This window comes from Vibrio sp. N418 (assembly GCF_000222565.1).
Lineage (GTDB): Bacteria > Pseudomonadota > Gammaproteobacteria > Enterobacterales > Vibrionaceae > Vibrio > Vibrio scophthalmi.
In genome coordinates this window covers 119,339-144,872 of record NZ_AFWD01000002.1, presented here as the reverse complement: position 1 = coordinate 144,872, position 25,534 = coordinate 119,339, and the positions used below count along the sequence as shown (strand labels likewise).

The window sequence follows — 25,534 nt, the reverse complement described above, 5'->3', positions numbered from 1 at the left end:
GATCAATAACGGATTAGTAAAGAGTAACAAGATTAGATCATCCAAATGGCCGATAGGGCAATTAACGATTGTGCGGTGTAGTAAGTGAACATTACGACATGGCGAGAAAAATCGGAACTTGCTCTAAATCGGTCAATGGCTAAAACCAAATCCGACATAATAAAAATGATCGCTCCAATACCCGCTAACACACCGATGTGTTCTGGAGAGGTTTGCCACGCTTGAATCGCATTCCAAGCCATAAACAAAATAGCAGCTATATAACAGCCTACATGCCAGCGAACCTTTTTCATATTTGGCGCCAATAAGAGAAAGATCACCACGCCACTAAACGCTAATAAGATAGGCAGCAGCAGATTCGTGTAACTCGGAATAATGAGCGAGAAAGCGAATCCGTAGCAGATCTGTACAGTTAAAAAACACCACAAACCAGCGAGGAAATGATCCTTGGGCGACATCAGAAGTGCATCGCCTAATACCGACAAAGATAGCCCTAAAGCAATGAGATGATTGTAGTCGTTGTTGTGACTTGGACTGCCAACCACCAGCAACGCAAGTAATACCGCAGGGAGAGGCTTGCTAAGGTAAAATAGCCAACGCGGCCCATGACTAATCGTGTAAATATGCACTAAGCAAAATGAAACAATAGCAAACCACATATTTTTCCTTTAGACATAAACCATCTGTATTGATCCCCGTAACCTTAGCGGTTGTTGCTCAAAATTTCTATATGATGTTGAAAATTATTAATCTTTTACCAGTCGTCTAATGGAAAAGTTTGGTTTTATTGATGGTAGTAGTCATAAAGAGCAATTTGTATGTGAAAGTGGTCAATTTTGTCTGTTAGCCACTATTCTTATCAGACCTATATGTGCTGAGGTAACTGGTATGAGTAATCCTGTTTGTTGGTTTGAAATCTATGTTGATGACGTTGAACGAGCGAAAGCATTTTATCAAGATGTCTTTAACGCTGTTCTTGAACACATTGAAACACCGGATGGGTCAAATATTGAAATGTGGGCTTTTGGTTCAGATATGGAATCTTATGGTGCGACGGGCACAATTGTTAAAATGCCGGGAATGGCGGCTGGGGGGAATAGCGTAATCGTTTATTTTTCTTGCGAGGATTGTTTAAACGAAGAGCAGAAAGTTGTCGCTGCTGGAGGTAAGGTCATTCAGCCCAAAATGTCGATCGGCGAGCATGGGCGGATCTCATTAGTAAGCGATACTGAAGGTAATATTATCGGATTACATTCTACTCAATAAGCGTTCTTCGTTGATTTGAAACGCGATCGACAAGGGTGTTAATAACGAGATTTAGGCTTAGCACATGTCATGCTAAGCCTAGAACTAAAAGCTGAAAGTTAAGCAATCGCGTTTTCTAGGATGACGCGGCTTTGCGTCAAATCAATTGCTTGTGTTTCACCTAACGCAACCATGCCATGCTTTTCAAGTTGCTCAAGAACTAAATTGATTGCTGCTGCTTTATCGCCGTTATGTTCGGTTAGTTGGGTCGGTACATTAAGGCTGTGATAGAAGCCTTCAATCGCGTCGATAGTGCGCTCAGCAAGCTGGTCACCGGAGTCTAAACGGAACACCTCACGGCCCATCTGTTCAAGTTTGCCGCGTTTAAGTTCAATCTGATTACGCAATAGAGAGGGTTGCACGATCGCTAAAGATCGCGCGTGATCAACATGCCAAAGTGCTGTTAATTCATGGCCAATCATATGAGTCGCCCAATCGTGTGGTACGCCGGAACCAATCAAGCCATTGAGCGCTTGGTTTGCCGTCCACATTAGGTTTTCTCGCCATTGGTCATTATCACGTTGGTCATATTGGCTCGCAAGCGTCAAAAGATTACGCAATAACACTTCAGCATAGCCATCTTGTACCATATGGCCGTGATTGTAGGTCAGATATTGCTCGCAAACATGAACCCATGCGTCGACTAAGCCATTGATAAGTTGACGTTCAGGCAAGGACTTCATTACATCCGGATCCATAACCGCGAATTGTGGTTGAACAAAAGGGGAAAGAAATGCCAGTTTATCTTGCGTTGCTGCTTTCGTGATAACCGCTCCAGAATTCGATTCAGACCCCGTTGCCGGCAGGGTGAGTACTGCACCCAGAGGTATTGCTGATCCTACTTGGTGTTGGCCTGTCAAAATATCCCAGCCGTCACCATCGTAATGAGATGCCGCAGCGATGTACTTACAGCCATCAATAACCGAACCACCACCGACTGCAAGGATCATCTCAATCGCGTGCTCTTTGACAATCGCCACCGCTTTATCGAGTGTTTCTTTGGTTGGATTCGCTTCAACACCCGAAAACTCGCACCATTGATGATTTTCCAGTGCTGCTGCAACTTGCTGATACACTCCGTTAGCTTTAATTGAACCACCGCCATAAACCACAAGCACTTTAGTTGTAGTAGGAATAGAATTCGCGATAGCGGCAATTTGCCCTTGGCCGAAGAATATTTTTGTCGGATTTAGATAAGTGAATTGCATAGACATGGCACACCTCGTAGGGGTAGTTTGGAGAACTAATATTATTGATTTATTTATTACTTAATGGGGGCGGTCAAACACGATTGCAACTCAATAATCGTTGAATCACCGTTAATGAGTGAATAGCGCTTTAATCAGTTGTTGTTTGATAATGCTGTGTCGTGCCTCGTTACGTAGTAAAAGACGTAAAGGCATACTAATTGAGCACATTGTTGATTATACGAACAAAAACGGGGAAAGAATCATTTACAAATTTGCTGTTTTTTACTGGCAGTGTTTAAGCGATACTAAATTCCCCTATAGGAGATCTAGTCAATCTTCTCAAACACCCTCAGTCAGAGGGTGTTTTTTTTATTATTATTTAGCGTCGTTCAGCAGTGGTTTAGATCGTTCACCATTAGGTTGCAATATCGTTTTTCAATGGGTTGTACTCATACTGACTGCTATCAAGATTATTGTCCTCAAAACGGTAGCTTTCTGGGACAACCACGACGCCGTTGGGGGAAATGGTAAAGCGTCGTGCATCATCAATACGATTTAAGCCAATTTGTGTTCTTGGTGGGATCTTGACGTGCTTATCGATAATACAATTCACTAGTTGGCAACCTTCGCCAACCTCGACATCGTCAAATAAAATACTGTCAACAACGGTCGCGCCATCCAAGATACGTACGTTGGGCGAAACAATCGAGTTTTGCACGGAACCGCCAGAATTAATGACGCCATTTGAGATCATCGAGTTAATGAAAATGCCTTCATTTCCAGTAGCAGAAGAAACGGTGCGAGCTGGTGGATATTGCCTTTCATAAGTTCGAATTGGCCAATCGTACTGATAGAGATTCATGGGTGGAATCGGCTCCAACAAATCCATATTGGCTTGGAAAAAAGAGTCAATCGTGCCCACATCGCGCCAATAACAATCCATCGCCACACGGCCCAAAGGATTACAAAACTGATAGGCATAGACTTGTTGGCTTTCAATCAGCTTAGGAATGATGTCGTTACCAAAATCATGGCTAGAATCGGCTTTTTTTGCATCCAATTCGAGTTGTTCGCGCAACACATCGGCATTGAAGACGTAAATCCCCATCGAAACATCGGCAATATTGGGGTCATAGGGGCTAGTAGGGGGATCACTCGGTTTTTCAATAAACTCGGTAATAACCGAGTCGGCTCTGGTTCTCACTACACCAAATTGATGAGCTTCTTCCTTGTTGACGCCCATACAAGCGATGGTCAGTTTTGCACCATTCTTTTTATGTTCGGCAATCAACGCTGCATAATCCATACGATAGATATGATCACCCGAGAGGACCACCACATACTTGGCATCGCTGCGCTCCAAAAGCCACAGATTGTGGTAAATCGCATCTGCCGTGCCTTCATACCATTTACCGCCGCCACGCATTTGTGGAGGGACCACGGAGATGAATTCCCCCAACTCTGGATTAAGTAATGACCAGCCATCACGAAGATGTTTCTGTAATGAATGCGATTTGTATTGCGTGAGTACCAAAACTCGTCGTAGCCCTGAATGAAGGCAATTGCTTAATGTAAAATCGATAATCCGGTATTTTCCGCCAAAGGGAACGGCGGGTTTCGCCCGATCATCGGTTAAAGGACTTAAGCGTGAACCGACACCTCCTGCGAGGATGATGGTTAATGTGTCTTGCATGGTGACTCTCCGGTTTCTGACGTTGCCTGCAAACAAATAAGTTGCTTACTTGATAGAGGTTAGTACAAGAAATAGGCCATTATGCAAAGTATTGGTTTTTCAGAATATTTACTGTTTGAGTTGGCGAACTACGTCTCATTAGAGTGCAACGTTGTGTTGTTTTGCACTCAATTGGGGATTGAAGCAATAATCAGACAAAGGAAGAAGCGTTGATCCGAATGTATAAAAAAACGCCTTATAAAAATAAGGCGCTTACATAGGGGGAATTCAGGAGTGAAGCATGAAATCGATTAAGCGGTCACAGCCACTTTCTTATCACGACTCTTGAGGAATGCATAAGTAAAGCCCGTCACTGCCGTACCTGCTGCAATTGCGACTAAGTACATCAACACCGGAGAAACTGCATTTGGGATCAACAGGACAAACAAGCCGCCATGTGGCGCCATCAGTTTTGCTCCAAACAACATAGAAAGAGCCCCCGTTAATGCGCCGCCCGCCATACATGATGGGATAACGCGAATAGGATCTTTCGCGGCAAATGGGATCGCACCTTCAGAGATAAAACACAGACCAAGAACGAATGATGCTTTACCCGCTTCGCGTTCACTTTGCTCAAATTTACTTTTCGCAAGGAACGTCGCTAGCCCCATACCAAGAGCTGGAACCATACCGGCCGCCATAATTGCCGCCATTGGTGCGTATGTTTGTGAGGCTAATAAGCCAACACCAAAAGCATAAGCAGCTTTGTTAACCGGACCACCAAGGTCAAAACACATCATTGCGCCAAGGACAATACCAAGCATAACTGCACTGTCTGAGCCCATATTATTAAGGAAATCCGTCAGCGCAGTCATAATGCCAGCAACAGGGCCACCGACAATATAGATCATGACTAAACCGGTAAATAAGGTCGCAACAAATGGAATGATCAGGATTGGCTTAAGCGCCTGCATCGATTGAGGTAGCTGCAGTTTGTCGGCAATAAATTTAGCCGCGTAACCGGCGATGAAACCTGCGGCAATACCGCCTAGGAATCCGGCACCAGTTGAACTGGCTAACATACCACCAACCAGACCTGGCGCGAGGCCCGGACGATCTGCAATAGAGAAAGCAATAAAGCCCGCTAAGACAGGGATCATCAGCGCAAATGCAGAACCACCACCGATGGTCATTAGTGCAGCAGCCAGTGTGCCTTCTTTTTCAAATGCATTAATACCAAAGACAAAGGATAGGGCAATGATCAGCCCGCCCGCAACAACGACTGGAAGCATATGAGATACGCCGGTCATTAGATGCTTATAGACACCTTTCTTTTCGTCTGTTGCTGAACTGGTTGCGCCAGCCGTCGCAGTGAAAGGAGTTGCGTTAGCAAAAGCGGTTGTGATTTCTTGCTCGGTTTTCTTGAGCGCAAGCCCAGTACTGGTTTTATATAACTTTTTGCCATTAAAGCGCTCTAGGGGCACTTCAATGTCAGCGGCGATAATCACCAAATCAGCATCAGCGATCTCTTGAGCACTCAATTGGTTTTTCGCGCCCACAGAGCCACGGGTTTCCACTTTGATCTGGTGGCCCATCGCTTGCGCTTGTTTCTCTAACGCTTCCGCCGCCATAAAGGTATGTGCGACGCCTGTTGGACATGCGGTAATGGCAACAATGCGTTTTTGCTGCTCAGAATCAGTACAAACCGGCTCAGATTGACAAGCAACTTCAAGTAAGACCGCCTTGGCGTCGGCATCTTTCAAAACCTGCTGTGCGTTGTGGATGACTTCTTCGACATCAACACGGTACACTTTTTTACCCACAAAACGTCGATCATCAACTTCACGATTCGCTGCAATAATCACAACATCACTTGCGTCGATGATTGCTTCGTCAATCTCAGTGTAAGGGATCACATTCGATTGGCATTCTATATTGGCTGTCCAGTTTAGTGCTTGAGCCGCTTTTTCCAAAAGCCCCGCAGCAATAATGCTGTTAGCAACGCCGCTAGGACAAGCGGTAATAATAGTTAGATTCATAACATCGACCTTTTGTTATTTGAATTCAGACGAAATTGGATTGATTTCTACTTGTTGTTGTAATGCGATAACTTCTGCAACCTCAGCGACACCAACTCCCACCTGCGAAACCGCAAGGGCAGAGAGTGCTGTTGCGAAGGTGAGTAATTGATTTTTTTCCATTCTTTGCATGTGTCCCCAGCATAGTCCGGCGACAAGGGTATCCCCAGCACCTACCGTACTGACCACCGACATTTTTGGTGGTCTCGCTGCCAGCCATTGGTCTTGGCTTAGCCACATAACACCTTTTGCCCCAAGTGAAACGACGATATTGTCGATTCCTTTAGTACTTAGTTGTTCAGCGATACCAACCACGTCTTTTTCGCTTGAAACGGGTTGTTGGGCAAAATCCGCCAGTTCTTCGTCATTGGGCTTAATTAGCCACGGCGCGGCTTCGATACCGGCTTCAAGCGCGGCTCTGCTCGAATCAAACAGCACTCTTTTACCGTTCGCTTTGAGTTTTCGTACCCAGTTGGCACACATTTCTGGTGTTACGCCGCTCGGTAAGCTGCCCGCAAGGACGAAATAATCATGGTCGTAGCAAAGCTCATCGAGGGTTTGTTCAAACAGGTCAATCGCTTGCTGGTTAACCGTTACGCCAGGGAAATTGATGTCGCTAACGGCGCCATTGCTTTCGACTAGTTTAACGTTGATCCTTGTCGAACCCTCTACGCGAATGAATCGATCCGTGGCGCCCATCTCCTCAAATAACTGACAAAATAGCGCTTGATTATCTAGGCCAAGAAACCCTGTCACAGTGACGTCTGCACCTAAGTCGCTCAACACACGCGCAACATTGACACCTTTACCTGCCGCATGAAAATCACTTCGTTCAACTAGGCTGACACCACCTTGGACTAAGGCCTGCAAACTACCTGTTAGATCCAATGCAGGGTTTAAGGTAATGGTCACGACTTTATTGATTTTGTTTGTAGCTTGGATACTCATAGGGTTATGCCTCACCTAGACCAGATTCGATCGCTTGTCCGATTGCTGCCAATGCTTGTTTTGCATCGTCGCCCTGAGCAACAAATTCCAACTGGTGGCCGTGTTTAACGCCAAGCGCGATAACCTTCATTAAGCTTTTAGCGTTAACAAACGCGCTGTCGGAATCAATGTTACGCACAGTAATAGTGGCATCGAATTTTTTAGCACTTGCGACTAACATCGCGCCTGGGCGGGCGTGCAATCCATGAGCGTTGCGGATTTGGAAAACCGCACTATTGCCATCAGCGGTTTGAGCTTCGTTGGCACTAATATCGACCAATGGATTGAATAGTGTGATCAACTCTTCAGCGGTCTTATCGTTTAAACTTCCAACGGAGTGGTTAGTAATCAACGTCTGAATGACGTTAAGCTGAGCTTGATGCGCACCATTACAAGCGGAAAAAGTGATCAGGGATGTGACGTTTTTGCCTTCGTAGTGGCACTGATTTGCAGTTGAAACAAATGCCATACCTGTTTGGTTGCTCCCTTTGTTTGAAGCGAGCAACCAAACGCCATCACCAAGGTGGGTAGGGGCTTTTGCGACCACATCAGCGACAAATTCGTTGTTAACGCTGCCACTGTTTTTAAGTGAGCCAGCTGAAACTGCCGCCATCTGAATCATATCGCTTGCTGGAAAGCCAAGCTGAATGTGGCTGGCATCAAAGTCGATATTAAATTGTGTTTCACCGTTTAGCAGTGCAATGATTTGTTCCGCGTTGTTGGCATTTTTCAGCGCAGTTTCAACGTTGTCATCAGCTAAGACATTGGTTAGCTGCTTTAAGATACCCAAGTGTTCATCACTTTTTGCCGCGATGCCGATGGCAAGGTAAACCAGGTTGCCGTCACCCCAATCTATGCCTTGAGGAAAATGGGAGATAGTGACACCAGTCTGTTTAACTAAGTCACGAGTGTCGACTGTACCGTGTGGGATAGCAATACCGTTGCCGAGATAGGTCGAATTTTGCGCTTCACGCGCAGCCATACCTTGGTGATAACCTTGCTCTACTAAGCCTTTTTCGACCAGTTGCTGAGCGAGAGAATGAATGGCAGCGTGCTTATCCGCAAACTCCTGATTGAGTGATACGTCTTGTGTGGAAAGCTTTAGCATGTAGGCCTCGTAGGGTGTTATTCGTTGTACTTACAATGTCGCTGAATCGGTTCAGCAACTAGGTAAAAAAATTCAGCAAACCGTTAGGTAATAATCATGATATTGAGATATACACGACAAATTGGTTGTTTGCTGAATCCTTTCAGCTTTAATGCTGAATCCATTCAGCGTATAATGCAAACATTGTTGAGATCATTGTTTACAAACTTTGATCTAATCCACAGAACGTAGATCAGAATATGACACTGGATGAAATAGCGAAATTGGCCGGCGTATCGAAAACGACAGCCAGTTATGTGATCAATGGTAAGGCTAAGACTTACCGAATCAGCGAGAAGACACAGCAAAAAGTGATGGCGGTAGTCGAACAACATAATTATCGACCTGATGTTGCGGCAAGCTCACTTCGAGTTGGAAGCAGTCGCTCGTTTGGTTTGGTGATCCCAGATCTAGAAAACACCAGTTATGCAAAATTAGCAAAATTACTTGAACAGAATTCGCGCAAAGCGGGTTACCAAATATTGATAGCGTGCTCTGATGATGATCCACAAACAGAAAAAAGCGTGGTGGACGCGTTAGTCAGTCGCAAAGTCGATGCGTTATTTGTTGCGAGCTGTATTACTGATGCGAGCGAGTTCTACCAGACATTACAGAGCAAGGGGACACCGGTTGTTGCCATTGACCGCCCACTGGATGATGAGCATTTTTGCTGTGTGATCAGTGAAGACTTTGGTGCGGCACATGAGTTAGCTATGTCAATACTTAGTGACGGTGTCACTAAACTTGGAGTGATTGGTGCGTTGCCAGAACTCAACATTTCCCGTGAGCGTGAACTCGGCATTCGTTCTGTCGCTAAAGAACGAGGAATAGAATTACAGCTAGGTTATGGCGAGCATTTTAATCGTGAACAGGCACAAGTAATATTTCAGCAGTGGGTAAATGAGGGGAATGTGCCCCAAGCGCTTATTACAACGTCTTACACCTTGCTGGAAGGCGTTCTGGATGTCTTACTTGTTCACCCTGAACTGATTGGTCAGATTAAACTTGCTACGTTTGGTGATAACCGCTTGTTGGATTTTCTACCATTTAAAGTAAATTCGCTGCCCCAGCAGTTTGAAGTGATAGCCGATAGTGCGCTTGCGCTGGCCCTGAATGCCGCAGCTAAGCGCTATGAAACCGGTGTTGAGTTGGTGCCGCGACAAATTAAGGTTCGAAATTAAGCGCAAAACGCCCCGCGAAAGCAGGGCGTTTTTGCGTCTAGCGATTTGCTAACTGACCATTAGTGTTTGAACATCTGAACCTGGCGATTAAGGCGCATCGCGATAGATTGGAGATCCTCAGCAACGGTACGTGAACTGACCGCTTCTTCAGACAGTTGATTGGAAACATCATTTGCCTGTTGAATATTTTTGCTTATCTCTTCCGTTACCGTGCGTTGCTCAGAGGCTGCGTTGGAAATTTGCGTCGCCATATCTGAGATCTCTTGAATCGAGATGGTGATTTTCTCTAAAGCACCAGTGGCATCGTTGGCATCTTCGACACTTGACGATGCAAGCGTTTGACTGCGGTTCATCGATTCTACTGCTTCATGACTGTTTTTTTGCAAACTTTCAATCATGTCACGAATTTCTACCGTTGAACTGTGAGTTCGTTGTGATAACACGCGCACTTCATCCGCGACTACAGCAAAGCCACGACCTTGCTCACCAGCACGTGCAGCTTCAATCGCTGCGTTCAAGGCTAACAGGTTGGTCTGCTCAGCAATATCGCTAATGGTGGAAAGAATGGCATTGATCTCTTTAGAGTTTCGCTCGAGCTCACTGATGGTATTCGATGCGTGTTGCAACTGTGAGGCGAGGTTAGTGATTGATTCTTGATTGCGTTTTATGACCAATTTACCTTGGTCGCAATGTTCCGTTGAACCAAAAGCCGAGTCTGCCGTTAAGCGTGCATTAGCTGCCACTTCTTCCGCTGCTGTCGACATTTCATGGACAGCAGTCGCAATTTGTGAGACTTCGTTAAGCTGAACTGAAAGGCCATCGCTAATTTCTGTCGCGACGCGGGTGCTGACTTTCGATTGTTCGTCAATACTCTGCGCTGATTGAGAGATATCTGTGACCACTTCTTGCAGCTTGGCGATAAAGGCATTGACGTGACCCGCTAACAGGCCAATCTCGTCTTTACTATCGACGTTTATACGTTTGGTTAAGTCACCATTACCTTGTGACAGATCACGCATTGACTCGCTCAGTGAATGAAGGGGAGCAAGAGCCTTTTTCACAATGAATAATGAAATAAGCGCAATAATGATCACTTGTATCAAGCCTAGAATCATCGACTGTTGAACCAACGATTGATGCGATTGGAAGGCATGATCTTTATCTATGACAATGGTGTAGTACCAATCGGTATTGGGTACCTTACGCACAGCCAGTAGCGAATCAACGCCTGAAATAGAGAGCGGTTGTAAATGATTAATTGATGAGAGCTCGACAATCTTGCTCATGGTTAAATCAGGCGAAATGCGATCAAGATTTTTGAGCGTCAAATCGTTATTGGCGTGGCCAACAATATGGCCTTGGCTGTTGACTAAAAATCCAAATACGCCCGCTTCATCGGATTCTACGATATCGTCTACTAGCGTACTGATCTCAACATCTGCACCAAGTACACCTTCAATACCGGCCGTATTAAATGGTTTGGCAATAGAAATAACCAGTTTCTGTGTTCCTATATCGACATAAGGCTCGGTAATTTGCATTGTGCCAGCCGCCATCGCTTCTTGATACCAAGGACGAGTACGAGGATCGAATCCATTTGCGTCAATTAGAGGTACACCTTGTAAAAACTGGCCATCAGCAAGACCCGCGTAAACAATTTGAAAATCACCCGCCTTAGTTAGGTAAGCTAAATAGGACTCGAGATCACCACTTTCTTTAAATACACCAGTAGCAGCATCAACAACTGATATTTTAGCTGAAAACCAGTTGTTCATACTGGCGATGTTACCTTCTAATAAGGTCATACCGTACTGTGTTGTTGAGCGCTGAGTTTCGTCGAGAATTTGACGTCCTGTAAGATACGTTTGCGCTGCGGTCATCATGAGTACAGCGGTAACAAACGCGATAGTTAATTTTGTTTTTATCGATAATGCTGACATATACAACCTTTTCCCTATATCAACTGTTAAGCGCGCGGAGCATATCAGACAGCGTTCGAAATAAAATTTTAAATTCTATGGAAATTTGATTTAGGTCGAAAGAATAGCCAGCATTTATCTATACGACAGAAAAAAGTAATGAATATTTAACAATCTGTTCGCCAATATTTAGCGTAAATACGCGTTAAATTGGAAGTGGTAGAGGAAATAACTATTTTGTTGAGCGAATAGTGTGATTGTCAGAATAATGACGAAAAGTTAGAGGTGAGCTGAATAACATCATCAAAAAAGCCTACGGATCATCGTAGGCTTTGCATGTTAAGTCACGCTGTTTAACAGGATGTGTACACTTAAACGAGAGATTTAAAACTGGAAGCGTACTGATAGCGCAAGCTGTGGTCCGTAAATACCCGAATTACGCGTTTCAGCCGATAGCGAAAGCTGGTCGGTTGAATGAAAACGAACGCCGGCGTGAAACACAGAACGTTCATCAAGAACACCGACACGCGTAGTTGCTTCCACTTGCGCTGCTAGCCATACCCGTAAGCCAATATTGAATTCAGGCACGGTATTACGCTCTTTATGTTCATCTTCAGGGTAAGTAATGGTATGCAAGAGAGCTTGACCAAAAACGTCAGCAAATTGGTTAATTGGCCCATTAAAACCAAAACCAGCAGCTAAGTCAGCATCACCTTTAAATTGGCTATCTGCATGAGCGACAAAATGAACGCTTTCTAGTAGCTGTTTGCTGACCTCGATACCGGAAAATTTTGGGTTAATTGCGGTACGAAATTCTAAATAGTTATAGTTAAAGTTATTAGCAAACGCAGGTTGCGCAAGCAATAAGCTGGCTAGCAAGCCTAAAAGCCATTTTTTGTTCAAAGTTCTTCTCCAACTGACAGCGGTGATGCTGAAAGGCCCACAAAATGTGGGCCTGATGTTGGTTATTTTACCTATTAATTTTATAGATTTACAGTACTTGAATACGATCTACCTCGATCTCAGGCGTATTGCCACCCTCAAACTCACCAAATAGACGAACTCGGGTTGTAGCATCTATTGGTGCGGCAAGACGAATGTCATCATCAAGCTCTATTTGAACTTCGGTGTTACCATCGGTAAACATAAATTTGTCATTGCTCAACTGACGAACTAAGTGACCTTCTACAACGACGTGCTGTTCGGTAAACATGTTGCTCTCCGCGACTAACTTGGTCATGTTGCTCAACTCAACAGGGCCGTTGAACTGAACGCCGTTCGATTTTTGATGATGTCCACCATCGGCCAGGGCAATGGATGGGATAAGAATGACAGCAGCAGCGATAGCTAAAATTGTTTTTTTCATAATAAGTTCCTTCATTGATGCTATTTTGGCGATGTGCCTTGATTTGATGATGCTATTAAACAACACCTTAGGTGAATCAATGCTGAGCTAGGTATTCATTTTCAATTCATGTTTTTGTTAGAAATAGCCGCTTAAACTGGTTATCATCGCGAGAATCAAAATTCACAAGTCAATCCGTTATGTATTCAGCTTTACAAGCTCTGATGGTACAGGGCACCACGTCTGACGCAGGGAAAAGTGTTCTAGTCGCCGGTTTATGCCGTGTTTTGGCAAGGCGTGGTGTGCACGTTGCTCCTTTTAAGCCACAAAACATGGCCCTAAATAGCGCAGTAACCGAAGATGGTGGCGAAATTGGTCGCGCTCAAGCGGTACAAGCCGCTGCGTGTAACGTTAAACCTACCGTCCATATGAATCCGGTTTTGTTAAAGCCTAATTCTGATACAGGTGCTCAAGTCATTTTGCAAGGTAGGGCGTTAAGTAATATGGAAGCGACCAGCTATCACGATTACAAGCGAGTAGCGATGGAAACCGTCATGGATTCTTTCAATAAGCTACAAGCCGAATTTGACTCGGTAATGATTGAAGGCGCTGGTAGCCCAGCAGAAATTAACCTACGCGAAAATGACATCGCTAACATGGGCTTTGCTGAAAAAGCCGATGTGCCTGTTATCATTGTCGCAGATATCGATCGTGGCGGTGTTTTTGCTCATCTTTACGGAACATTGGCGCTCTTGTCAGAATCAGAACAAGCACGAGTAAAAGGCTTTGTCATTAACCGTTTCCGTGGCGATATCAAGTTGCTCGAGTCTGGCCTTGATTGGCTAGAAGAGAAAACGGGCAAACCGGTTATTGGTGTTTTGCCGTACTTGCATGGTTTTGACCTCGAAGCTGAAGATGCTATCAATAATGACCAAGGCGATAAAACAACAGCGAAATTAGTCGTCAAAGTTCCGGTATTGACACGTATCAGCAACCACACTGATTTCGACATACTGCGTCAAAATCCAGATATTGATTTACAGTTCGTCGGTAAAGGTCAGTCGCTCAATGGCGCTGATATTATTGTTTTACCAGGGTCTAAGTCAGTACGCGCCGATCTCGATTATCTACGTAGCCAGAATTGGCATAACGAAATTGCGCGTCATTTACGTTTTGGTGGCAAGGTTATGGGGATCTGTGGCGGCTACCAGATGTTAGGTATGCGCATTGATGACCCATTAGGCATTGAGGGTGAGCCGGGATCAAGTGAAGGCCTTGGTTATCTGAACACTACCACCGTTCTGACAGAAGACAAAGCGCTGGTCAATGTAACGGGTGAACTGTGTTTAAATGGTAAAGTGGCTAAAGTGAAAGGTTATGAAATCCATGCCGGTCGTACAGAAGTACATGAAGTACAGCCGATAACACTCAATAGTGGCGCTCTTGATGGCGCGGTGAGTCATTCCAATCAAGTTTTGGGAACTTATCTACACGGTGTATTCGATAACACTGAAGCGCTAACTCTACTGTGTGAATGGATGGGACTTGAAAACGTTGCTATCGTTGATCATCATGCCAATCAAGAGCGGGCAATTAATCGAATCGCTGATGCGATAGAAAAGTATCTAAAGTTGGATTTATTATGGCCAGAATTAGAGTCAAATGAAGTTACAAATTAGAATCATCGCGTTACTGGGGCTACTCATGATGAGTTCCCCACTCTTTGCTGCAAGCAAAGTCGCACCAGAGAAATTACGTATTTACGCAGCATCATCAATGACCAATGCCCTAAACAGCCTGATCAGTGATTATCGTGAGGCGCATGATGTGAGTATCGTACCGATTTATGGTGGGTCTTCATCGTTAGCCAGACAAATAGAGCAGGGCGCACCGGCTGACATCTTTATTTCTGCCAATACTTTGTGGGTTGATCGTTTGATTAAAACCGGTGTTGTAACCCCGGCGGATGTCGCAGATTTTGCAAGTAATCAACTGGTTGTCATCGCACCTATTGACAGTGATGTGATGCTAAAACCACTGCAGAATGAATCGTGGCAAACCGCGCTAAATGGTGAGCGTCTTGCGATTGGCCAACCTAATGCCGTTCCTGCCGGGATTTATGCTCAGCAAGCATTAGAAAACATCGGTGTATGGTCTACCGTTAAACGCTCGCTTGCCCCAACCAATAATGTTCGTATGGCCTTAACGCTCGTCGAGCGTGGTGAAACGCCACTGGGTATTGTTTATCAAACCGATGCCCAAGTGTCTGACATGGTGAAGGTGATATATCGCTTTGAACCATCCACCCATCAATCGATTCGCTATCCAATTGTGACATTGTCTGATACGCCTGCAGTCAACAATTTCTCGAACTACCTCCAGACCGATGCCGCTCAGAAAATTTTGCGCCAATATGGTTTTGAGGTGACGTCGGCACCCAGCAGCAATTAAGCGTGATGGAAGAATGATAGGAATAGGAGCGTAGGTCTTGTTATCTGAGTATGAATACCAAGCGGTAATGCTAAGCCTTAAAGTGTCGTTTTATGCCATCTTGTGGTTGATACCGCTGGGCATAGGGATTGCTTGGTTATTGGCTCGCAAACAGTTTGTTGGTAAGAGCCTCGTTGATAGTATTGTCCACCTACCTTTGGTGTTACCGCCAGTAGTGGTTGGTTATTTACTATTGATCATGATGGGGCGGCAAGGGGTCGTCGGCGGTTGGCTCTATCAAACGTTTGGTCTTTCATTTGCTTTTAACTGGAAAGGAGCGGCATTAGCCTGTGTGGTCGTTGCACTACCACTCATGGTCCGTTCAGTTCGACTCAGTTTAGAGAACGTCGATACAAAACTGGAGCAAGCGGCATCCACGCTGGGCGCTTCCCCATTGAGGATATTCTTCACCATCACTTTGCCATTGACCATACCAGGGATTATCACTGGTGTGATGCTGTCATTTGCACGCAGTCTTGGTGAATTTGGAGCGACGATCAGTTTTGTGTCGAATATTCCCGGCGAGACTCAAACCATCCCATTAGCAATGTACACCTTCATTGAAACGCCCGGAGCTGAGAATGAAGCGATGCGTTTATGCATTATTTCCATTGTGATTGCACTTGCTTCTTTGCTGGCATCAGAATGGTTAACACGCCGTTGTAGCAAGCGTTTAGGAGCTAAATGATGAGTAAATTAGCTCTGGCCTTTAAGCAAACATTAGGCGATAGCCATTTCGATATCGACGTTGAATTGCCAGCAAAAGGGATCACTGCGATATTCGGCCGTTCTGGCGCGGGAAAAACCTCATTGATCAATGTGGTTGCGGGATTAACTCAGCCAAGTTCAGGACACATCGAACTCAACGGACGAGTGCTCTATAGTTCCAGTCAGTCGATTAACCTACCAACACGAACTCGGCGCGTTGGCTATGTGTTTCAAGAATCACGTTTGTTTCCTCACTACCGCGTGAGCGGAAATCTGCTTTATGGTGTCAAACAAACTGACCAAGATTATTTTGATCAAGTGGTAGATTTACTCGAATTACGAGCATTGTTAAGCCGTTTTCCTATTGAGTTGTCTGGTGGTGAAAAGCAACGTGTAGCGATTGGCCGGGCGTTGTTGTCTAAACCTGATATCTTGTTGATGGATGAACCGTTAGCATCGTTAGATTTACCACGCAAACGTGAAGTATTACCCTTTTTGGAACATTTGGCAGATAACGTCAATGTGCCGATTCTGTACGTCACTCATAGCCTAAATGAAATACTACGTTTAGCCGATCATATTGTCGTGATTGATAAAGGTCGAGTCGTTAATTCGGGTTCAATTGAGAGTGTCTGGTCATCAAATGCTATGCGTCCTTGGCAATCTTTTACTGAGCAAAGTTCTCTATTCGAAGCGCGATTAATGGAACAAATTGATGACTACGCTCTGTCGGGGTTAGAGCTTGCTGATGGTGTAATGCTGTGGGTACAAAAAGTTGAAGCGAAAATCAATAGTCGAGTTCGCTTGCAGGTTAGGGCGAACGATGTTTCGATCAATTTAGAAAAGCCTGAACGCAGTTCGATTCGAAATGTACTACACGCTCAAATTGTAGAGATTGAAACGCACAGCCACGGAAACGTAAGACAAAGCGTATCAGTAAAGCTTAAATTAGCTGAACATTGCTTTATGTGGGCAACTATTACGGCATGGGCAAGAGATGATCTTCAATTGGCGGTGGGAATGAATGTTTACGCGCAAATCAAAGGGGTGAGTGTGACTCAACGCGATATCGCCTTGTCACATGAACATTAATCCCGCTTATTGTTGCTATATCAGTGGGGTGAGATGCCACGACAAAGAAAAACTGGTATAAAAAAACGCCGCATTAAGCGGCGTTTTTGATCTATAAACGTAGAAATTACTTCGCGTATACGTCAGTAAAGTCACGTTTTAGAATTGGGTCACGGCGAGCTTTCTTAAGCTGCTTAACCATATCTTTTACACAGTTGTGTAGAACTTGATCAAGTAGAGAAGCGCGGTAATCGTCTTTCTCGGCATCAGTCATGTCTTTTGGTAGGTTAAGAGTTGGGAACTCTTCCATTACATTTAGACCAGCGAATGCTTGGCTAACAGATACTAGTGCGTGAAATTGCTCAAAGTTATCTAAAATGTTTTGCGCACTTTTTGGTAATTCGTCCCAAGAGCCACGAACTGCTTCTTCAGAAACTTCATGAATAGATACGACCATTTCGTACATTGCTTCTGGAACACCATCAAATTCGATTACTTGACGAAGTTCTGCTGAAACTGTTGAAAGATCGACGATTTTTTTCTCATTCGGAGTTACGTCAGACATAGCGTTTTCTCTTTTAATTGTATATTCCGCGCTATGCTAGTTTTTCTGTAAAAAATGTCAACCTCAGTGGATGAATACAAGGTCCTAATGTATGCTTATTAAGCAACTGATTTAACAGATCGTTTCATAATAGGAATAGTGTGTGGAAAAAACAGGGTCTACTATGAAAATACTGCTCGTAGATGATGTACAGATGGAGCGCATGCAATTAGCCGTAAGGCTTAAACAGCTTGGTCATATCGTCGAGATGGCCAGTTCAGGTTCGATGGCTTTAGAGTTATACCCACAATTTTCACCCGATCTTGTTTTACTCGATATCACTATGCCGGATATGAATGGTTTTGAAGTCTCGGCAAAAATCCGTGAACAATATCCCGAATGGATCCCGATTATCTTTTTGAGTGGCCATGATGCGCCGCAAATGATCGCTGATGCTATCGAAGCAGGCGGTGATGATTATTTGATTAAGCCCGTAGATAGATTGGTACTCAAAGCCAAGCTCATTGCGATGCAGCGTATTGCTTTTATGCGACGCCAATTAAATCAAAAATCAGCCGACCTTGCCAAAGCGAATCAAGAGCTAGAAAAACTGGCCAGTGAAGATGGTCTAACGAAAGTGCGTAACCGTCGTGACGTTGACCAAAAACTCAAAGAAATGATTTCAGTACACGGGCGTCATGCTGTCTCTCTAACCGTAATATTATTAGATGTAGACTTCTTTAAACTCTACAACGACAATTACGGTCATATCGAAGGTGACAAATGTTTGATCCAACTAGCGGCAGCGTTAAACAATCTCTTCGTCAGGAATGGTGAAGTCGTTGGTCGTTATGGTGGTGAAGAATTTGTTGTATTACTGGGCCATAGTGATGTCTACCAAGCTGAAATCCATGCGCAACGGATTAAAGACTGTATTGCTGAGCTAAATGTGAGGCATGATTTCAGCAAAGTCGCCGATTCCGTCACAGTGTCACAAGGGGTGGTGAGTATACAACCTACTGGACGCGAAAGTATCGAGCAGCTTTATCACATGGCAGATTGCGCGTTGTATCAAGCGAAACACAACGGCCGTGATCACTACGTCGTGTACGACCCGTCGATGGAATATCAAGAGTCATAGTCAAACGACGTAATATAAGCTGATTGATCTAAAGTAAGCATGAAAAAAACAACCTTGATCGCGAGTACATTGATCTGTGCTGCGCCGAGCGTGTCTGCACGTGAAGGCCACAGCGAAGTAAAATCCTATTTAGAGCAGGCATTTTCTGCCGCGATCGTAATGACCGATAGTGACGTATTGACGCTCGGCGTCCACGACTTCGATCCTAACGAATGGCTCAATATCGATAATGAAAATCTTGGTTCTGCTGATTCAATTGATTTGCGTCAGCGTTTTGCGGTGTCCGCAATGCCATTCACTATCGATTTAAGTGATGAAGAGGCGGTAAATAAGTCGCAACTGTTTTTCCGTCTATCGGCATTAGTGTCTCGCCAAGACGTCGTGATTCGTGGTGTTGAAGAAGACGATACACAGAGGGAAGTGGTACTAGGTGCATTTTCGGCTTATCGCTACCAGTATCACATCAACAGCGAGTGGCAAGTCACGCCAGGTTTAGGTGTGCATTTGCAGTATTTTCGTAATGAACACAATTACAATTCTGCTGAGTCTAATCAATACGTTAAGCCAGCGCTTGATGGTGTGGTATTTAATACCTCTGCGTGGGCGGCAACGTTAGAGCCGCACGTTGAACTGAAATATAACCGAGAGCGTGATTGGGGCAGTTGGAACGCCACCAGTTCGGTGCACTATTTCTATGGTCGAGGTTGGGGTGAAGCAAACTATGGCGATGTCGGCAATCCACATGGATGGTATGTCGCCAATGGCTTGGAAGCTTTTTACAACATGACCAAATGGGGGCGAAGCGTACAATCTCTTTACTCGAGCATTAAGCGCATCGATCTCGGTGGTGACACTGAAGAACCGATGGGCACTAACTACTATTATGAGACATCGGTGGGCTGGCTGATGACACCGCCATTTAAATCAAGTTGGATTGATAATATTGGTATCGGCTTTAACCTAAATTACGGCAGTCGCTTAAAAGGCGGAAGTATCGTATTGTTTTTCAATCAAGACTAACTTGAACGTCGCATAAAATCCGTGCCGCTCAGCTTTTTTGATTGGCTATGCGGCTTTGACACAGTTTCGACCGCCTTTCTTGGCTTTGTAAAGCGCTTGGTCGGCCGATTTAAGCACCTTCTTTGTGTCTCGGTGTTCTGTGCTGTCGGCGACGCCAATGCTGATAGTTAGAGATACGGTATCTTTTTCTTTTTTACCACCGCGTTTTTTATGACCTTCTTTGTTATCTTTAGGGCGGGTCGGGCGGTTCCTCAAGACCAATTCATACTCTTCAATGCTGATGCGTAGCGCTTCCAAATAATCCCACGCATCATCCACCATCTTTCCTTTGAATAGAACGGTAAACTCTTCGCCGCCGTAACGATAAACACGCGCGTTTCCGCCCACTTCACCAAGTTTGGTTGCCACTAACTTCAATACATCATCACCAGTATCATGACCATAAGTATCATTGAAGGATTTAAAGTGATCGATATCGAGCATCGCAATAGAAAACTTACGGCCTAAATGCTTCATATCCGACTCCAGTGCTAAGCGACCAGGAATGCCGGTTAAGCGATCATTAAACGCAAGTTCATAGCTGGCTGAGATGAGGTAAACCAACAGTAAAATGCCCGATATGACATACATGGCACTGGAAACGAACGAGATATGGAAAAAGATAAACGTTACGGACGTGAGCAAGATAGCGGAATAGATAGCGGCGTCAATAATACGGTTTTGTCGCAGTACGATAATGGCACTCGAAAGAGAGATGGCGACTAGGTATAAAACCAAGACAAACGGTAGACGAGAGATTTCAGGAATGACAAACAAGAATGTTTCACTGATATCGCTAAATCCGCCAGCATAAAAATGACTCAGAATAAGCTCACACCAGAGTAGGAATAAGCCTAAAACGCCAAGATAAATCAAAAAACCACGGCTTCTTACACTAGTGTCTTTGAACAGATAGATCATCATACACGCGATAGGCTGCAATAACGCTAATAAGGAAAGCTCTAAAAGCGTGGTACCTGTCGATAAAGGGCTTTGTAAACGAGTTTGGATAACCCAATAGGAAACCAACAACGCCGTCGCCACCATGGCACAACGACTTTGTTTGAATGCGTGACTTAAGGCAATTGTCGCGATAAATAGAATGTATGGGAGACTTGTGCTGACCGTCTCGTTAGCTTGGATTAAAGCGGAAACATTATTCATGCCAACGGCAATCATTAGTAACAGCAACAGCGGAAACGCAAATCGGAACCAATTTGACGTGACCAAAGAAAACGACATGTACTAGGCCTTTATCATGAAAGAGACAATGTTAACAACAATGAACAAGGATAACGTTATCTGATGATATTCCAAGTATTTTGGCTATTTAATCAGTGAAAAATGCGTAAGAGCGTAAACAATTGCGAAGATTCGCGCACAAATTGATGAGCTAAGCTAAAGTTTGAGTAACTAGGTTATTGCTATTAATTTGGTTTTAAAGCATTTTTATATGATACAGATGTAAATTAAGCAGTTTGTTTACGAGGGCAATGTGTATGCAGATCAGTGTAGATGTACACAATTACATGGAAACGTTGGTAGGGCAAGTTTTAACCCAACCGGAGTACACCGAACATTTTGATAACGACCAGTTAGCCGATTTAGCGTGTTTGACATTAAATCAATTACGGCCAGTATATATACGTCACGACATCGATTTTCTCGCAACCTTATCTGAAGAACGTCTGGTCATCCTTAAGAACTATGCTCATGTCGCTGTCGAAGCCGCGAAAACGATGATTGTTGATGACCGACGTAAGTTACGCCAAGATGATCTTCCGGTTATTTCGAGCCAGTATCGTTTTGATGAAGACGCTGAACTCGAATGGTTTGAGAAACCATTGTTACCGACAAAATCGCGTAATTAAGGCGCATTTACCACTCGTTCCATACCAAATTGCTATCGTGCGCAATGTGCCGTTAAAATAAAAGTAACAAGTAGATAATCAAGGAGTCAAAGTGGGGTTATTTTCTCGCTTATTCGGAAAAAAAACAGCAAAGGCAGAGCCTGTAGTTGAACCGATAGAATACAAAGGCTTTTTCATCTATCAGCAAGCAATCGCCGAAGGTGGGCAGTTTCGCATTGCAGGTAAAATCGAGAAAGAGATCGATGGTGAATTAAAGACGCATCGTTTTATTCGTTCCGATGTTTTGTCTAGCCGAGCTGATGCCGATGAATTCATGTTGAAAAAAGCGCAAATGTTTATTGATCAAATGGGTACTAATATTTTCGATTAGATCTCCCCGTACTTGATAGATGTCATACATTGAAGAACCATTAGCCGCTATGCTGATGGTTCTTTTTTTGTGTCACAAAAGTAAGTAACTGTTTTTTTTGTCCATTTTTGCGACCTGGTTTGACCTCTGTTCAGGTTGAATGGTGTTGTTTCATTACACGCAAAATTGCAAAATAGGCCATTACTTTCGGTTATATGTAATGAAATTTTGTTTTTTTATTACAAAAAGCTTGAATTTCATACACCCGTTAGATAAAAACAGAATAATCATTGTGCCAATAGTCAAGGAATAGCTATGCAAATTGGTGTGCCAAAAGAAATACTCGCTGGCGAAACGCGAGTTGCTGCATCGCCGAAATCGGTTGAGCAGCTAATAAAACTGGGATTCGACGTGGTTGTTGAATCGCAAGCAGGGGCGTTAGCAAGTTTTGATAACGTCGCTTTTGAAACAGCGGGAGCTAAAGTCGTTTCCACAGAAGAAGCTTGGTCGTCAGACATCATCTTCAAAGTAAACGCTCCTATCGCTGATGCTGACAACGGTGTCGATGAATTCGCGCTTCTTAAAGAAGGCTCAACCTTAGTCAGTTTCATTTGGCCGGCACAAAATGCTGAGCTTATGGAAAAGCTTTCAAGTAAAAACATCAATGTGATGGCGATGGATGCCGTTCCTCGTATTTCGCGTGCACAAGCACTCGACGCATTATCTTCTATGGCAAACATTGCTGGCTACCGTGCGGTTGTTGAAGCGGCGCATGAGTTCGGTCGTTTCTTTACCGGTCAGATTACCGCCGCAGGTAAAGTGCCACCCGCGAAAGTGTTGGTGGCAGGTGCGGGTGTTGCAGGTCTTGCGGCTATCGGCGCAGCAGGCAGCCTTGGCGCAATCGTTCGTGCATTCGATGTTCGTCCGGAAGTAAAAGAACAAGTGCAATCAATGGGCGCTGAATTCTTGGAAGTCGATTTTCAAGAAAACTCAGGTTCAGGTGATGGTTACGCCAAAGAAATGTCGGATGACTTCAACAAAAAAGCAGCAGAGCTCTATGCCGAGCAAGCAAAAGATGTTGATATTATCGTAACGACCGCACTTATCCCTGGCCGTCCAGCGCCAAAGCTAATCACGAAAGAAATGGTCGATAGCATGAAAGCGGGCAGTGTGATCGTTGACCTTGCTGCGGCAAACGGCGGTAACTGTGAATACACGGTCGCTGATCAAGTGATCACCACGGCGAATGGCGTAAAAGTGGTCGGTTATACCGATATGGTTGGCCGTCTACCTACGCAATCTTCTCAGTTGTATTCAACCAACCTTGTTAACCTAATGAAGCTGCTTTGCAAAGAGAAAGACGGCAACATTGACATCGATTTTGACGATGTCGTTCTACGTGGCGTAACGGTTGTTAAAGAAGGTGCAGTGACGTGGCCAGCGCCACCTATTCAAGTTTCAGCACAACCTGAGCAAAAACCAAAAGCGGCGGCGCCACAGAAAAAAGTGGACGAACCGGTCTCTCCAGTTAAAAAAGTGATTGGTTTAGGTGTTGCTTTAGCGGCATTTGGATGGATTGCCTCGGTTGCGCCAGCGGCGTTCCTTGCACACTTCACGGTATTCGTATTGGCGTGTGTAGTGGGTTACTACGTTGTATGGAACGTTAGCCACTCGCTACATACTCCATTGATGTCAGTAACAAATGCAATTTCAGGCATTATTGTTGTGGGTGCGCTACTACAAATCGGTCAAGGCAATGGTGTGGTGACATTCTTGTCATTCATTGCAGTACTGATTGCCAGTATCAACATCTTTGGCGGATTTACCGTTACCAAGCGCATGCTTGAAATGTTCCGTAAGAACTAATAGGAGTTACAAGGAATGTCTGCAGGACTAGTACAAGCAGCTTACATTGTAGCTGCCTTATTCTTTATCATGAGCCTTGCGGGGCTATCAAAGCAAGAATCAGCTCGCGCCGGTAACTACTACGGTATTGCTGGTATGACGATCGCTTTGATCGCAACGATCTTTAACCCAGAAGCAAATGGCACAGTATGGGTGATCATTGCAATGGCAGTGGGTGGTAGCATCGGTATTTTCTACGCTAAAAAAGTAGAGATGACTGAAATGCCAGAATTAGTTGCGATCCTACATAGCTTTGTTGGTATGGCGGCCGTTCTAGTAGGTTACAACAGCTACTTAGAGCCACCAACAAGTTTGGTTGCAACGCATGCTGAGCACGTTATCCACCTTGTGGAAGTGTTCTTGGGCGTATTTATCGGTGCAGTGACGTTTACAGGTTCAATTGTTGCGTTTGGTAAACTGCGTGGTGTGATTTCATCTTCAGCACTAAACCTACCGCACAAGCACAAAATGAACTTGGCAGCGATCGTCGTTTCAACATTGTTGATGATCTACTTCGTTAAAGCGGATGGCAGCATGTTTGCGCTGATCGTCATGACGTTAATCGCATTCGTATTTGGTTACCACCTTGTGGCTTCCATCGGTGGTGCCGATATGCCAGTTGTGGTATCAATGCTGAACTCTTACTCAGGTTGGGCAGCGGCAGCGGCAGGTTTCATGCTAGCGAACGATCTTCTGATCGTAACAGGTGCATTGGTAGGTTCGTCAGGTGCGATCCTTTCTTACATCATGTGTAAAGCAATGAACCGTTCATTCATCAGTGTTATCGCTGGTGGCTTCGGTCAAGAAGTCGTTATCTCAAGTGATGAAGAATATGGTGAGCACCGTGAAACCAACGCGGAAGATGTGGCTGATATGCTGAAAAATGCAAAATCAGTGATCATCACTCCGGGGTACGGTATGGCAGTTGCGCAAGCTCAATACCCAGTTCATGAAATTACAGAGAAACTTCGCGCCCAAGGTGTTGAAGTGCGCTTTGGTATTCACCCTGTAGCGGGTCGTCTACCTGGCCACATGAACGTGTTACTTGCAGAAGCGAAAGTACCGTACGACATCGTATTAGAGATGGACGAAATCAATGACGACTTCCCACAAACGGACGTTGTATTGGTCATTGGTGCAAACGACACGGTTAACCCAGCAGCGTTAGAAGATCCAAACAGCCCAATCGCGGGCATGCCGGTATTGGAAGTTTGGAATGCGAAAGACGTTATCGTATTCAAGCGTTCAATGAATACTGGTTACGCTGGTGTACAAAACCCACTGTTCTTTAAAGAGAATACTCAAATGCTATTTGGGGATGCGAAAGAGAGTGTAGACGCGATTGCTAAAGCACTATAAGCTTTACGCTAATACTACGAAGGCCAGCAATTTGCTGGCCTTTTTCTTGGCTGCATTTTGTCGTATAGCTGCTTTGTCGGTCAATACGTTGATCTAGAAGGGGGCTCGATGTTATTCATCATCACAGAGCGAGCAGTATGCCAGCTGATGATGTTGAAGAACCCTACGTTATTCGTTGCCCGCAAACTGTTCATCCATTGCATAATTGACACG

Annotated in this window: 23 protein-coding genes; 12 read left to right on the top strand and 11 right to left on the bottom strand. The window is 44.6% G+C overall.

The features are described 5' to 3' along the window. Positions 1 to 32: 32 nt before the first annotated feature. On the bottom strand, positions 33 to 659 hold the full coding sequence (locus RH86_RS00895) for a lysoplasmalogenase (RefSeq protein ID WP_009384351.1): 627 nt from the start codon (positions 657 to 659) through the stop codon (positions 33 to 35). A 229-nt stretch (positions 660 to 888) separates the two neighbouring features. Between RH86_RS00895 and RH86_RS00890 the strand changes: the two genes are divergently transcribed. Next, positions 889 to 1,266, top strand: a complete 378-nt coding sequence (locus RH86_RS00890) for a VOC family protein (protein WP_038219022.1) — start codon at positions 889 to 891, stop codon at positions 1,264 to 1,266. 98 nt (positions 1,267 to 1,364) lie between these two features. On the opposite strand, the gene RH86_RS00885 is transcribed toward RH86_RS00890, so the two are convergent. The 5 genes from RH86_RS00885 to fruB form a co-directional block, all read right to left on the bottom strand. Then, positions 1,365 to 2,513, bottom strand: a complete 1,149-nt coding sequence (locus RH86_RS00885; protein WP_009384347.1) for an iron-containing alcohol dehydrogenase — start codon at positions 2,511 to 2,513, stop codon at positions 1,365 to 1,367. A 397-nt stretch (positions 2,514 to 2,910) separates the two neighbouring features. Next, the gene (gene glgC, locus RH86_RS00880; protein ID WP_263053148.1) at positions 2,911 to 4,224 is read right to left on the bottom strand and encodes a glucose-1-phosphate adenylyltransferase; all 1,314 of its coding nucleotides are present in this window, start codon (positions 4,222 to 4,224) and stop codon (positions 2,911 to 2,913) included. 254 nt (positions 4,225 to 4,478) lie between these two features. Next, on the bottom strand, positions 4,479 to 6,206 hold the full coding sequence (gene fruA, locus RH86_RS00875; protein ID WP_009384344.1) for a PTS fructose transporter subunit IIBC: 1,728 nt from the start codon (positions 6,204 to 6,206) through the stop codon (positions 4,479 to 4,481). A 15-nt stretch (positions 6,207 to 6,221) separates the two neighbouring features. Further along, positions 6,222 to 7,193 (bottom strand): 1-phosphofructokinase, encoded by a 972-nt coding sequence (pfkB, locus tag RH86_RS00870; RefSeq protein WP_009384342.1) that lies wholly within the window; start codon positions 7,191 to 7,193, stop codon positions 6,222 to 6,224. Between the two features lie 4 nt (positions 7,194 to 7,197). After that, positions 7,198 to 8,340 carry a fused PTS fructose transporter subunit IIA/HPr protein gene (gene fruB / locus RH86_RS00865; protein ID WP_009384341.1) on the bottom strand — a complete coding sequence of 381 codons (1,143 nt, stop codon included), beginning with the start codon at positions 8,338 to 8,340 and terminating at the stop codon, positions 7,198 to 7,200. A gap of 239 nt (positions 8,341 to 8,579) precedes the next feature. Here fruB and cra point away from each other — a divergent pair, with 239 nt between their 5' ends. Continuing rightward, a complete protein-coding gene (gene cra / locus RH86_RS00860; RefSeq protein WP_009384340.1) occupies positions 8,580 to 9,560 on the top strand; it encodes a catabolite repressor/activator in 981 nt (326 codons plus the stop codon). A gap of 59 nt (positions 9,561 to 9,619) precedes the next feature. Here the strand turns inward: cra and RH86_RS00855 are convergent, their stop codons facing one another. The 3 genes from RH86_RS00855 to RH86_RS00845 form a co-directional block, all read right to left on the bottom strand. Then, complete coding sequence (locus RH86_RS00855) at positions 9,620 to 11,500, bottom strand: methyl-accepting chemotaxis protein (protein WP_009384339.1); 1,881 nt, start codon at positions 11,498 to 11,500, stop codon at positions 9,620 to 9,622. A 363-nt stretch (positions 11,501 to 11,863) separates the two neighbouring features. Then, positions 11,864 to 12,382, bottom strand: coding sequence for a hypothetical protein (locus RH86_RS00850; RefSeq protein WP_009384338.1), 519 nt, complete (start codon positions 12,380 to 12,382; stop codon positions 11,864 to 11,866). 88 nt (positions 12,383 to 12,470) lie between these two features. Continuing rightward, positions 12,471 to 12,845: a YgiW/YdeI family stress tolerance OB fold protein gene (locus RH86_RS00845; protein ID WP_009384337.1), complete on the bottom strand. Its 375-nt coding sequence runs from the start codon at positions 12,843 to 12,845 to the stop codon at positions 12,471 to 12,473. A gap of 179 nt (positions 12,846 to 13,024) precedes the next feature. On the opposite strand from RH86_RS00845, the gene RH86_RS00840 reads away from it, so the two are divergent. The 4 genes from RH86_RS00840 to modC all read left to right on the top strand — a co-directional run bounded on the left by RH86_RS00840 (position 13,025) and on the right by modC (position 17,114). Then, positions 13,025 to 14,503 carry a cobyric acid synthase gene (locus RH86_RS00840; protein ID WP_009384336.1) on the top strand — a complete coding sequence of 493 codons (1,479 nt, stop codon included), beginning with the start codon at positions 13,025 to 13,027 and terminating at the stop codon, positions 14,501 to 14,503. Then, on the top strand, positions 14,487 to 15,275 hold the full coding sequence (modA, locus tag RH86_RS00835) for a molybdate ABC transporter substrate-binding protein (RefSeq protein WP_009384335.1): 789 nt from the start codon (positions 14,487 to 14,489) through the stop codon (positions 15,273 to 15,275). The genes RH86_RS00840 and modA overlap by 17 nt, the downstream gene beginning before the upstream one ends. A 67-nt stretch (positions 15,276 to 15,342) precedes the next feature. Then, positions 15,343 to 16,002: a molybdate ABC transporter permease subunit gene (modB, locus tag RH86_RS00830; protein WP_050798532.1), complete on the top strand. Its 660-nt coding sequence runs from the start codon at positions 15,343 to 15,345 to the stop codon at positions 16,000 to 16,002. Continuing rightward, positions 16,002 to 17,114: a molybdenum ABC transporter ATP-binding protein ModC gene (gene modC, locus RH86_RS00825; protein ID WP_009384333.1), complete on the top strand. Its 1,113-nt coding sequence runs from the start codon at positions 16,002 to 16,004 to the stop codon at positions 17,112 to 17,114. Before modB ends, modC begins: the two co-directional genes overlap by 1 nt. Before the next feature lie 106 nt (positions 17,115 to 17,220). Here modC and RH86_RS00820 read toward each other — a convergent pair whose 3' ends face one another. Next, positions 17,221 to 17,658: a DUF3069 domain-containing protein gene (locus RH86_RS00820; protein ID WP_005598313.1), complete on the bottom strand. Its 438-nt coding sequence runs from the start codon at positions 17,656 to 17,658 to the stop codon at positions 17,221 to 17,223. 163 nt (positions 17,659 to 17,821) lie between these two features. Here RH86_RS00820 and RH86_RS00815 point away from each other — a divergent pair, with 163 nt between their 5' ends. After that, complete coding sequence (locus RH86_RS00815) at positions 17,822 to 18,778, top strand: diguanylate cyclase (RefSeq protein ID WP_038219002.1); 957 nt, start codon at positions 17,822 to 17,824, stop codon at positions 18,776 to 18,778. Positions 18,779 to 18,817: 39 nt separating this feature from the next. Continuing rightward, complete coding sequence (locus RH86_RS00810; protein WP_009384331.1) at positions 18,818 to 19,798, top strand: Solitary outer membrane autotransporter beta-barrel domain; 981 nt, start codon at positions 18,818 to 18,820, stop codon at positions 19,796 to 19,798. Positions 19,799 to 19,843: 45 nt separating this feature from the next. Here the strand turns inward: RH86_RS00810 and RH86_RS00805 are convergent, their stop codons facing one another. Then, positions 19,844 to 21,079 (bottom strand): GGDEF domain-containing protein, encoded by a 1,236-nt coding sequence (locus tag RH86_RS00805; RefSeq protein ID WP_009384330.1) that lies wholly within the window; start codon positions 21,077 to 21,079, stop codon positions 19,844 to 19,846. A gap of 257 nt (positions 21,080 to 21,336) precedes the next feature. On the opposite strand from RH86_RS00805, the gene RH86_RS00800 reads away from it, so the two are divergent. From RH86_RS00800 to pntB, 4 genes are all read left to right on the top strand, one after another. Next, positions 21,337 to 21,708 carry a late competence development ComFB family protein gene (locus RH86_RS00800; RefSeq protein WP_009384329.1) on the top strand — a complete coding sequence of 124 codons (372 nt, stop codon included), beginning with the start codon at positions 21,337 to 21,339 and terminating at the stop codon, positions 21,706 to 21,708. Positions 21,709 to 21,799: 91 nt separating this feature from the next. Continuing rightward, positions 21,800 to 22,078, top strand: a complete 279-nt coding sequence (locus tag RH86_RS00795; RefSeq protein ID WP_005598308.1) for an HlyU family transcriptional regulator — start codon at positions 21,800 to 21,802, stop codon at positions 22,076 to 22,078. A gap of 294 nt (positions 22,079 to 22,372) precedes the next feature. Continuing rightward, positions 22,373 to 23,923, top strand: a complete 1,551-nt coding sequence (locus RH86_RS00790) for a Re/Si-specific NAD(P)(+) transhydrogenase subunit alpha (protein WP_009384328.1) — start codon at positions 22,373 to 22,375, stop codon at positions 23,921 to 23,923. 15 nt (positions 23,924 to 23,938) lie between these two features. Then, a complete protein-coding gene (pntB, locus tag RH86_RS00785) occupies positions 23,939 to 25,321 on the top strand; it encodes a Re/Si-specific NAD(P)(+) transhydrogenase subunit beta (protein ID WP_009384327.1) in 1,383 nt (460 codons plus the stop codon). The last annotated feature ends 213 nt before the right edge of the window (positions 25,322 to 25,534 follow it).